The sequence below is a fragment of the Onishia niordana genome (assembly GCF_004798965.1).
Lineage (GTDB): Bacteria > Pseudomonadota > Gammaproteobacteria > Pseudomonadales > Halomonadaceae > Onishia > Onishia niordana.
Window position 1 is genome coordinate 423,101 of record NZ_SDSD01000001.1, and the last position, 11,384, is coordinate 434,484.

Annotated in this window: 8 protein-coding genes; 3 read left to right on the forward strand and 5 right to left on the reverse strand. The window is 62.3% G+C overall.

The features are described 5' to 3' along the window. Window position 1: 1 nt before the first annotated feature. Together exaC and adhP are read right to left on the reverse strand one after the other, a co-directional pair. On the reverse strand, window positions 2-1,522 hold the full coding sequence (gene exaC / locus ETC27_RS01815; protein WP_136253266.1) for an acetaldehyde dehydrogenase ExaC: 1,521 nt from the start codon (window positions 1,520-1,522) through the stop codon (window positions 2-4). Between the two features lie 226 nt (window positions 1,523-1,748). Then, on the reverse strand, window positions 1,749-2,777 hold the full coding sequence (gene adhP, locus ETC27_RS01820) for an alcohol dehydrogenase AdhP (RefSeq protein WP_205742663.1): 1,029 nt from the start codon (window positions 2,775-2,777) through the stop codon (window positions 1,749-1,751). A gap of 153 nt (window positions 2,778-2,930) precedes the next feature. On the opposite strand from adhP, the gene ETC27_RS01825 reads away from it, so the two are divergent. Next, window positions 2,931-3,611: a response regulator gene (locus ETC27_RS01825; RefSeq protein WP_136253267.1), complete on the forward strand. Its 681-nt coding sequence runs from the start codon at window positions 2,931-2,933 to the stop codon at window positions 3,609-3,611. Here ETC27_RS01825 and ETC27_RS01830 read toward each other — a convergent pair. The 3 genes from ETC27_RS01830 to ETC27_RS01840 all read right to left on the reverse strand — a co-directional run bounded on the left by ETC27_RS01830 (window position 3,603) and on the right by ETC27_RS01840 (window position 7,033). Then, entirely contained in the window at window positions 3,603-5,081 is a 1,479-nt protein-coding gene (locus ETC27_RS01830) for a hybrid sensor histidine kinase/response regulator (RefSeq protein WP_136253268.1), read from the reverse strand. The two genes, ETC27_RS01825 and ETC27_RS01830, sit on opposite strands and share 9 nt — an antisense overlap. Then, complete coding sequence (gene nosP / locus ETC27_RS01835; protein ID WP_136253269.1) at window positions 5,011-6,210, reverse strand: nitric oxide-sensing protein NosP; 1,200 nt, start codon at window positions 6,208-6,210, stop codon at window positions 5,011-5,013. Before nosP ends, ETC27_RS01830 begins: the two co-directional genes overlap by 71 nt. A 109-nt stretch (window positions 6,211-6,319) precedes the next feature. Next, window positions 6,320-7,033 (reverse strand): ZIP family metal transporter, encoded by a 714-nt coding sequence (locus tag ETC27_RS01840; protein WP_136253270.1) that lies wholly within the window; start codon window positions 7,031-7,033, stop codon window positions 6,320-6,322. Window positions 7,034-7,416: 383 nt separating this feature from the next. On the opposite strand from ETC27_RS01840, the gene betT reads away from it, so the two are divergent. Together betT and betA are read left to right on the forward strand one after the other, a co-directional pair. Continuing rightward, on the forward strand, window positions 7,417-9,489 hold the full coding sequence (gene betT / locus ETC27_RS01845; protein WP_136253271.1) for a choline BCCT transporter BetT: 2,073 nt from the start codon (window positions 7,417-7,419) through the stop codon (window positions 9,487-9,489). A 69-nt stretch (window positions 9,490-9,558) separates the two neighbouring features. Further along, the gene (gene betA / locus ETC27_RS01850; RefSeq protein WP_136253272.1) at window positions 9,559-11,253 is read left to right on the forward strand and encodes a choline dehydrogenase; all 1,695 of its coding nucleotides are present in this window, start codon (window positions 9,559-9,561) and stop codon (window positions 11,251-11,253) included. The last annotated feature ends 131 nt before the right edge of the window (window positions 11,254-11,384 follow it).

Genomic DNA, 11,384 nt, shown 5'->3' on the forward strand with positions numbered 1-11,384 from the left:
CTCAGAAGAACCCGAGCGGGTTGATATCGTAGCTGACCAGCAGGTTCTTGGTCTGCTGATAGTGCTCGAGCGCCATCTTGTGGGTCTCGCGACCGACGCCCGACTTCTTGTAGCCACCGAAGGCGGCATGCGCCGGATACTGGTGATAGCAGTTGGTCCACACCCGGCCGGCCTGAATGCCGCGGCCCATGCGGAAGGCCACGTTCATGTCACGGCTCCAGACCCCGGCTCCAAGGCCGAACTCGGTGTCATTGGCGATCGCCAGGGCCTCTTCCTCGTCCTTGAAGGTGGTCACCGCGACCACCGGGCCGAAGATTTCCTCCTGGAAGACTCGCATACTGTTGTTGCCCTTGAGCAGGGTGGGCTGGATATAGAAGCCATCATCATACTCGGCCTCGAGATGCTCCTTGCCGCCACCGGTCAGGAACTCGGCTCCCTCCTCACGGGCGACCTCCATGTAGGAAAGAATCTTGTCGAACTGCTCCTGTGAGGCCTGGGCGCCCACCTGTACCTCGGTATCCAGTGGATTGCCGCGCTTGATCGACTGGGTGCGCTCCATCACCCGCGCCATGAAGTCGTCGTACATGCTCTCCTGAATCAGCGCCCGAGATGGGCAGGTGCAGACCTCGCCCTGATTGAAGAAGGCAAGCACCAGGCCTTCCACCGCCTTATCGATGAAGGCGGGCTCGGCGTTCATGATGTCGGCGAAATAGATATTTGGCGACTTGCCACCCAGCTCCACGGTCGAAGGAATGATGTTTTCAGCGGCGCACTTGAGGATGTGCGAGCCGACCGGGGTGGAACCGGTGAAGGCGATCTTGGCGATGCGCTTGCTTTCGGCCAGTGCCTGGCCGGCCTCGGCGCCGTAGCCGTTGACGATGTTGATCACGCCTGGCGGCAGCAGATCGCCGACCAGCTCCATCACCTTGAGAATCGAGGCCGGCGTCTGCTCGGCCGGCTTCAGGACCACGCAGTTGCCCGCGGCCAACGCCGGCGCCAGTTTCCAGGTAGCCATCAGGATCGGGAAGTTCCAGGGGATGATCTGCCCCACTACCCCCAGCGGCTCATGGAAATGATAGGAAACGGTATTGGCGTCGATATCCGCCGCGGTGCCTTCCTGGGCGCGGATGCAGCCGGCGAAGTAGCGAAAATGATCCACCGCCAGCGGCAGGTCGGCGTTGAGGGTCTCGCGCACCGCCTTGCCGTTGTCCCAGGTCTCGGCTACGGCCAGTGCTTCTATATTCTGCTCGATGCGATCGGCGATCTTGAGCAGGATATTGCTGCGCTCGGCCGCCGAGCTACGCCCCCAGGCCGGCGCGGCGCGGTGCGCGGCATCCAGCGCCAAGTCGATATCTTCGGCGGTGGAGCGTGGAATCTGGCAGAACACCTTGCCGTTCACCGGGCTGACATTATCGAAGTACTGCCCCTTGATAGGGGCAACGAATTCGCCGTCGATGAAGTTGCCGTAGCGCTCGGCAAAGGATACCAGTGCATCGGCGCTACCGGGGTTGGCATAGATCATGGCGTGACTCCTGAACTGACTATTGTCGTTATGGACGGATCTTAATACCCGTCCCTTCAGTCTTGGCCAGTTGTGCCGAGCGCGACATACTGCAATGGCAGGAGACGCCCTCCTCCTTCGGTAGGAGGCGAGACACTAGTGCCAATAAAGCGAGTGCCTATAACACCAGCTACCCATTAAAAAAGGCGCGATTCACATCGCGCCTTTCTGCCGGTTAGCGGTTAGCTCACGTCGTCATGTCGAGCACCACGCGCCCTTCAATCTGGCCCTCGATCATGCGCTGGAAGACATCATTGATGTTCTCCAGCTTCTCGGTGCTCACCGTCGCCTTGACCTTGCCGTCACCGGCGAAGTCGAGCGACTCCTGAAGGTCCAGACGGCTGCCGACAATGGAGCCGCGCACGGTGATACCGTTGAGCACGGTGTCGAAGATCGGCAGCGGGAAATCCCCAGGCGGCAGGCCATTGAGCACCAGGGTGCCACCCCGCCGTAGCATGCCCTGCGCCTGATCGAAGGCCTTGGGTGAGACCGCCGTTACCAGCGCCCCATGGGCACCGCCAATCTCGCGTTTGAGATAGGCAGCAGGATCGGTCTGCAGGGCATTGACCGTCACCGTGGCGCCCAGCCGCTTGGCCAACGCCAGCTTGCCGTCATCGACTTCGACGGCCGCCACGTTGAGCCCCATGGCCTTGGCATACTGAACGGCCATGTGACCGAGGCCACCGATTCCGGAGATCACCACCCACTGCCCGGGGCGCGTGTCCGTCATCTTCAGCCCCTTGTAGACCGTGACACCAGCGCACAGCACCGGGGCGATCTCGACGAAGCCAACGTTATCGGGCAGGCGCCCGACATAGCCGGCATCCGCCAGGGTGTAGTCGGCGAACCCGCCGTTGACGGAGTAACCGGTGTTCTGCTGCGACTCGCATAGCGTCTCCCAGCCGCCCAGGCAGTGCTCGCAACAACCGCAGGCGGAATACAGCCAGGGCACCCCGACACGATCCCCTTCCTTGAGGTGTGTGACCCCTTCACCCACCGCCGCGATATGGCCCACGCCCTCGTGGCCGGGAATGAAGGGGGGCTCGGGCTTGATCGGCCAATCACCATGAGCGGCGTGCAGATCGGTATGGCAGACACCCGATGCCGCCACCTTGACCAGAATTTCTCCCCGCTTGGGTCGGGGCGTCTGGACTTCTTCGATGGTCAGTGGTTCGCCGAACTGGCGCACCACAGCGGCTCTCATCGTTGCTTCCATCTCGACTCTCCTTTTTACCGGCCGCGAGAATGACGTCTTGGTAGCGGCTCACTCCTCAGTCTTGGTCAGTGGAGCCTTCTACGACATACTCTGATGGCAGGAGACAGCTTCCTCCTTCGGTAGGAGGCGAGACCATTCGAGGAGACGAAGACCATGTATACCCTGATGGTCGCTGATGACCATCCGCTCTTTCGCGAGGCCATCGCTGCAGTGATCGCCGCCGGGCTACCCGACAGCCTGCTGCTGGAGGCCGATAGCCTGGAGAGTGCCCTGAAAAAGGCAGAGGAACACGAGGAGGTCGATCTGGTGCTGCTGGATCTCGGCTTACCTGACGCCGAGGGGCTCTCGGGCCTGAGGCAAATACGCGAGCGGCGCCCCGACTTGCCGGTGGCGATTCTCTCCGCCGATCAGGACCGACGCACCATCCTCGATGCCCTGGACCTGGGCGCGGTGGGCTACATCACCAAGTCGACGCCGCGGCCAGACCTGCTTGCCGCCCTGACGCGCATCCTGGAGGGCCAGCTCTACCTGCCCCCAGATATCATGCGGCGTCCCCCGGCCGAGCCCCAGCGACAACCGCCTGTCGACGACGCCGTCAGGCGGCGCCTGTCCGAGCTCACCGTCAAGCAGCTCGAAGTGCTGATCCGCCTGACCCACGGCGCCTCCAACAAGGTGATCGCCCGCGAACTGGATATCGCCGAGACCACGGTGAAGACGCATGTCTCGGCGATTCTGCGCAAGCTCTGTGTGACGGGACGCGTCCAGGCGATCCTCGCCGCCGGCTCGGCCGACCTCGAGGCCCTGCTGGCCGAGCGACACGCTCCATCACGCTGAGCTGCCGTCCAGCAAAGCGACCAGCTTCATGCGCAGCCGCAACGGCTTGAGGGGTTTGAGCAGGCAACCGTAGCCCAGCTGACGGGCCAGGCTCTTGATCCCCGCGTCATGATTGGCGGTGATCACCACGACGGGAAGCGCGGGATGGCGACGGCGCAGGTGGGCGGCCACGGCTAGTCCATCGGGGCTCGAGGCGTCCAGGTGATAGTCGACCAACAGCACATCTGGGGTCTCCCCGGCCGCGTGAGTGTCCAGTTCGGCCTCCAGGCCGGCCAGGGACGTCGCGGTCCGTACCCGGCAACCCCACCCTTCCAGCAGCGCCGTCATCCCCTCGCAGATCCCCGGATCATTGTCGATGACCCAGACCCGCATGCCCGCCAACGCGTCCTCCCCCTGCGAGGACGAGGCCGGGCTCGCAGAGCGGGGCTGTGATGCCGGCAGCCGCCCATAGGGCACCTGCACCGAGAAGAGCGAACCACACCCCGGCTGAGAGGCCAGTCGCAGCGGATGATCGAGCATGGTGGCAATCCGGTCGACGATCGCCAAGCCTAGGCCCAGCCCGCGATCCTGAGCATCATGGCCGTTCTCGGCACGCTGGAATTCGACGAAGATCGCCTCGCGCTGGGACTCGGCGATACCGGCCCCGGTATCCCCCACCAGGATCTCCAGCCCCTGCGCGCGCCGCCGGCAGCCCAGCAGCAGATGCCCGTGGCGGGTGTAGCGAATCGCATTGGTCAGGAAGTTGCGCACCACCCGTGCCAGCAGCGCCAGGTCCGACTCGATCACCGCGCTTGAGCCGACATAATGCAGTGTCAGCCCCCGTGACGCGGCGATCTGACGGTACTCCTCGGCCATCACATCGAGCAGATCGGCGGCACGAAAGGCGGCGACATCCGGCTTCAGCACCCCGGCATCCAACCGTGAGATGTCGACCAGGGTGCCCAGCAGGGCCTCGACGTCCTGTAAGGAGCGGCCGATATTATCGACCAGACGGCGCGAGCTCGCGGGTACCGCCTCCTCACCGAGGGCACTGGTGAACAAACGCGCGGCATTCAGCGGCTGCATCAGATCATGACTGACCGCTGCCAGGAACTTGGTCTTGGAAAGATTGGCCGCTTCGGCCTCGCGCTTGGACTCGCGCAGGCGTTGCTCGGCCTCGACCCGCACCGCGATCTCGTCACGCAGCTGGCGGTTGACCTCTCCCAGCTCGTCGAGGGTGCGGTGCAGGGTTTCGGTGCGCTCACGCACCTGCTCGGCCAGCAGCACCGCATGCTCGAAAGCGGCATAGGGCGCCCCGCCGGCCGCCCCGCTGGACTCCACCCGCTCGATCAGCGCGCCACAGACCTTGCGCAGGCGCGCATTCTCCTCGACCAGCGCACGCTCGCGTTCCGTGGCCGCTTCAGGCGCCTCTGCCCCCGCCGGGTCGCCCAATGACAACCCCCGTGAAGGTCTGGTTGATGTGCATGCCATGGTGCTGCTCCCCGTAGGTATTGAAGCCGATCACCCGCAATTCTCGCAGTCGTTGCGAGGCCGCCGCGGTCTGCTCGAGCATCTCGATCTCGAGGCGACGCAGAAAGCAGTCGCAGCCGATGATCAGCTGCGGCTCACCCAGGCGCTCCTGCAAGGCGGCAAACACCGCATCCAGGTCCTCGAGAATCGGCGCCGGCTGCATGGCGGTGAGCACGATGCCGTGTTCCACCGCGCAGTAGAAGGTCAGGCTGCCGTCGGCGTTGACCCGCTGGATCGAGCGCACGTAGTGGGCATCGCCGATACGCACCGCCAACGGCACGCGGGCGAAGACCTGCTCGTCGAGGGCCTCGACATCACACCCGACCAGCCGCGCGTATTCCTCGGCGGCGGGGGCGGCATTGAGCTCCATGACCTGGCGACGCTCGTGATCGGCACGGGTTACCACGAGCTTCTCGTGGCGTGGCCGGAGATGGTGGGTGGTGAAGACTTCAAACGGCAGCCGGGTGTTGATCATCACCACCACCGCCGCCTGGCTATGGAAGCGCCCCTGATGAAAGACGTGGGTATGCGCCAGGCGATTGTCGTCCCCGGCCGAGCCGCCAAAGCTCGGAATACTGCCCAGCGCGGCGTCCAGACTCGCCAGCACCTGCTCCTCGCTGCTGGACAGCCCGTCGAGCAGCGTCAGGGCAAAGCTGTGGCCGCCGACCGGCGCCAAGGCCTGGCGTCGGCAGTCGTCCAAGAGCTGAGTGGTCAACCGCTGGGCGCCGATCAGGTCGAAGCCTTCGAGGTCGCTGACCAGCGCCTGCGACACCGAAAAATGGCGCCGGTCGAAGCCGATCGCCACGATGCAGCCGCGGCCGTAGCCTTGCGGCGTGATCTCACCGGCCGTGGTACAGCCAGCCAGGGCCACCGCGCCAAAGGCCTCGCCCAGCGCCTGCTCCAGCGCGCCGAGATCATACTCGGCGCTGCAGAAGAACAGCACGCAGCCCAGTTGCGGGTGACAGAGGGCCGCCGACAGCTCCCTGGCGGCGGCACGCGGGTCATCGGCCTCACTGTAGGCGACCCGCAAAGGCTCATCGTCGGCGGACCGGGGCCCTGCCGCAGCAGTCACGCTTGGCAGTTCAGGCATAAAAGGCGCTCATCGGGCAAGGTTGCCTCAAGTGTATGCCTCGATTGGCAACGCTCACAATGCCGCCCCTACCTTGTCTGATCGGTTCACTCCTGCTGACGACGCCACGTCAATCCACCACCATCAGCCCCAACACTCCGAACACGAAGCCCAGTACGGCCCCCATCGGCGGTGCCCAGTGCTTTTCCAGCCTTGCCTCGGGCGCTATATCCTGAAAGATGGAATAAAGGATGCCCCCCGAGGCCACCAGCATGATGGCAGCGACGATGCTTTCCTGCTCCCGCAGCCAGGCATGGCTGGAAATACCGGCCACCGGGCCCAGCAATGCCATCACCGAGAAGACCGTGATGATGCGTCGGGCACCGAAACGCTGCGACTGGAGAAACTCTCGATAGGCATTGAAGGCCTCGGGCACATTTTGCAGGGCGATCAGGGCGGCGATCAGCATCGCCTCCTCGGGGCGGGTGGCAAAAATGGCGCCTACCACGATGGACTCGGGGATGAAGTCCAGCAGCATGGCGAGCAGTTGACTAGCCGGTAATGCCCAGCGCGCCATCGCCATGTCAATGAGCATAAATACCCCCCCGCCGATCATCAGATACATCGCGGCCAGGGATTTCGAGGTGATGTCGATGCCATCCGGCACCAGCACTAACGCAACCGCAGAAAGCAGCGCGCCGCCACCAAACGCCATCACGCCATGACGAAACTCCAGCTCCAACCACTGAGGGTGTATATGCTCGATGCGAGCCAAGAAGGCTCCCATCGGTATGGCCAGTCCCGCTACCAGCGTAATCCCTACCAAGAGCAACAGATCGTACATACCCCTTCCTTGTCGGTCAGATGATCTAGGCACTCATGATAAGACACGCCCGCGTCATGCTGTCATGGCAAAAGCCATGACTTTTCGCGCTCTCCTACACTCACCGCTCAGCACTGACCTACAGGCACTAACTGCCGATCCTCTCCCGCAACGTTGAAATGACGTATGCCGGCATCTGTACAGGAAGTCAGCAAGGCATCTATACCTCATATTGCCTAGGTGTATTGAAACGCTGCTACTGGGACTTCGCAGATCAGCATCGACACCATGCCGCCCAACAAGCATTTATCGACACCCCTCTCCGCGGCAGGCCGCTTGAGCTGGAACGACGCTTAACCGGCGACGTTGCCAACAGATGTTTCTTCATCGACCAGGAGTTGAACATGGCGACAGCCTCGGATGACTCACAGCGCAATCTACAAAAAGACCGCATCAACCCTACTGTCTTCTACGGCTCAGCCATCGGTATCGTGGCCTTCGCGCTGTGGACAATGATCTTCACCGACTCTGCCAGCGCGACGATCAATGCCCTGCTGGGCTGGATCTCGGACACCTTCGGCTGGTTCTATTTCGTCGCCGTCGTGGCCTATCTCGTGTTTGTGATCGTCATCGCCACCTCAAAGCTTGGCAAGCTCAGACTCGGTCCTGCGCACTCGAGGCCGGAATTCAACGTCGTGACCTGGGCCGCCATGCTGTTCTCGGCGGGGATCGGCATCGATCTGATATTTTTCTGTATTGCCGAACCGGTCACTCAGTTTCTCGCGCCACCCGACGGCGACCCCGAGACAGTGGCGGCGGCGCGTCGCGCCATGGAACTGACGTTTCTGCACTGGGGGCTTTCCGGTTGGGGCGTCTACACGCTGGTAGGCATGTCCTTGGCCTTCTTCAGTTACCGCCATGGCCTGCCGCTGACCATTCGCAGCGCGCTCTATCCGATATTTGGCAAGCGTATCCACGGTCCCATTGGCCATAGCGTGGACATCGCGGCCGTGCTTGGCACCCTGTTCGGCATCGCCACGAGCCTGGGCATCGGCATTATCCAGCTCAACTTCGGCTTGAATTATATGTTCGATCTGCCGGAGAACACGATGACACAGGCGATACTGGCCGTGCTGATCGTGGTCTTCTCCGCCATCTCCGCCGTGACCGGTGTCGACAAGGGCATCCGCCGGCTCTCAGAGTTCAATATGCTGCTGGCGCTGATGTTGCTGCTGTTTGTGCTCTTTACCGGCAAGACCCTGTTCCTGCTCAACGCGCTGGTAATGAACGTGGGGGATTACCTGACCCACTTCGTCTCGCTGTCGATGAACACCTATGCCTTCGACCCGCCCACCGACTGGCTCAACGGCTGGACAGTGTTCTTCTGGGCCTGGTGGATCGCCTGGGGACCCTTCGTGGGACTTTTCCTTGCGCGCATTTCACGTGGTCGCACCATTCGTCAGTTCGTCACCGGCACCCTGATCCTGCCACTGGCTTTCATGATGGCGTGGATGTCGATCATGGGTAACAGCGCTATCGACATGGTGATGAACGACACTGGCGTGGCTAACTTCGGCGAGCAGGCCATGAACAACCCAGGCTCAGCCATCTATCTGTTCCTGCAGAACGTGCCCTGGGTCGGCCTGACCACACTGGTCGTAACACTGCTGGCGATCGTCTTCTTCGTGACATCGGGGGACTCGGGCTCGCTGGTGTTATCCAACCTGACCTCGGTTCTGAGCGACCCCAACCATGATGCCCCGGCCTGGATGCGCGTACTGTGGGCCGCGATCATCGGTGTACTGACTCTGGCACTGCTGATGGCCGGTGGCCTGGGGGCACTGCAAAGCGCCGTGGTCATCACGGGACTGCCCTTCGCTTTCGTGCTGTTCCTGATGATGGCGGGGCTCTACAAGGCGCTCAAGGTGGAAGGACTCAAGGAAGACAGCCTGCAGCGCAGCATGGCGGGCCATCTGTCGGGTCGTACCCTGCCCGGTGAGGGAGCAAGCCGCAACTGGCGCCAGCGTCTCAAGCGTTCTGTGAGCTTCCCAGGCCATGATCAGGTGAACCAGTTCCTCGGCGAAACGGTCAAGCCTGCCATGGAGGAAATACGCAGCGTCTTGAGCGAACAGGGCTACCCCGTGGACATCGTCGAAGGAGAAAAGCCGGATGAGCATCTGGCACTGAATGTGGGCCTTGGCGGCGAACAGGACTTTACCTATCAGATCTGGCCGCGCCAGTGCGCCATGCCATCCTTCTCGATTCGAGACACCCATGCCGGCACCCACTACTACCGTCTGGAGGTACACATCATCGAAGGGGGTCAAGGCTACGATGTCTATGGCTACACACAGGAGCAATTGATCGCCGATATCTTGGATCAGTACGAGCGCCATCTGCTGTTCCTGCACATTCAACGGGAACAACCCGGCACTAATACCGAGATGCCCGATGACCCGGCCACCGCCGGCCGCTAATGGCCACCTCTCTGACGGCCCGACGTAGGTGTCGGGTCTCTAGAGATCAAGGCGTCAAGGAGCGATGACATGAGCGAACATTCTTTCGACCGATGCGTGGACTACGTGATCATCGGTGCAGGCTCCGCGGGCTCGGTACTCGCCAACCGGCTGAGTGAAGAAGGCGATCAAGAGGTACTGGTGCTGGAATTCGGTGGCAAGGACAACTCGATTTTCATCCAGATGCCGACCGCCTTTTCGATCCCGTTGAACAAACCGCGCTTCGACTGGGGGCTTCACACCGAGCCCGAGCCAGGCCTCAATGGGCGCAGCCTCCACCAGGCACGGGGCAAGGTGATCGGTGGCTCCTCCTCGATCAATGGCATGGCCTATGTGCGCGGCTGTGCCGGTGATTACGAGGAATGGTCACAGCTTGGCGCCAAAGGCTGGGACTATGCCGACGTGCTGCCCTACTTCAAGCGAGCGGAGGGCTGCCTGTATGGCGACGACGACTACCGTTCCAGCGACGGCCCACTGGGGGTATGCAACGGCAACAACATGCAGAACCCGCTCTACAAGGCCTTTATCGAGGCGGGTCGCCAGGCAGGCTACGGTGAAACGCAGGACTACAACGGCTATCGCCAGGAGGGGTTCTGCCGCATGGACATGACGGTACGCGGTGGAGTGCGCTGCTCCACCGCCAATGCCTACCTGAAACCCGCGCTCGGGCGCGATAACCTACAGCTGGAAATGCATGCCCTGACCCAGCGAATCCTGCTGGAGGGGAAGAAAGCGGTAGGTGTCGAATACACCCAGCGCGGCAAGACCTATCGCGTCCAGGCCCGTCGTGAGGTCATCCTCTCTGCCAGCGCGTTCAATTCCCCCAAGCTCCTGATGCTCTCGGGGATCGGCCCGGCTGACCACCTCAAGGAACACGGCATCGAGGTCGTCCACGACCTTCCCGGCGTCGGCCAGAACCTGCAGGATCATCTTGAGGTCTGGGTCCAGCAGAGCTGCAAACAGAAGATCACCCTCAACGGATGGCTCAACCCCATCGGCCAGGCGCTGATCGGCATGCGTTGGCTTGCTTTCAAATCCGGACTGGGTGCCACCAACCACTTCGAATCAAACGGCTATATCCGCAGCCGCCCAGGCCTTAAGTGGCCCGACCTGCAATACCATTTCCTGGCAGGCGCCATTGCCTATGATGGCTCAAGCGCCGCCGAGGGGCATGGCTTTCAGGTCCACCTGGGCGCCAACAAGCCCAAGAGCCGTGGCTGGGTAAAACTTTCTTCGGCGGACCCTGCCGCAGCGCCCAGAATCTTCTTCAACTATCTGCACGAGGAAGAGGACAAGCAGGCTTACCGTGACGGTCTGCGGCTGACCCGAGAAATCTTCGCCCAGCCAGCCCTCGATGCCTATCGTGGTGACGAGCTATCGCCCGGCAAGGATGTAGTCAGCGATGAGCAGGTCGATGAATGGATCGCCAATAGTGCCGAAACCGCCTACCACCCCTGTGGCAGCTGCCGCATGGGCAGCGATGACATGGCCGTCGTCGACGCCGAATGCCGTGTCCACGGCATTGAGCAGCTGCGGGTGGTAGATTCCTCGATCATGCCCACCGTCACCAACGGCAACATCAATGCCCCGACCATCATGATCGCCGAGAAGGCGGCTGACCGGATTCTCGGGCGAGAGCCGCTGAAGCCCTCCGAGGCCCCTGTCTTCACCATCAGTGACCCACAGCACCAACGCGAGGAAGCACCCGAACGCCCCGTGTCATAGGCGTGACCAGGCAACCCAGGCCGCTTCTTTCAGCGTGTCTTTCGCCCTAGTCTTGCTGCATGAACCAACGCTAAAGCGGGATGCTTAGGGTTTATACCACCTCATGCAAAAGCCCCTGGTGTCCTTGCGGA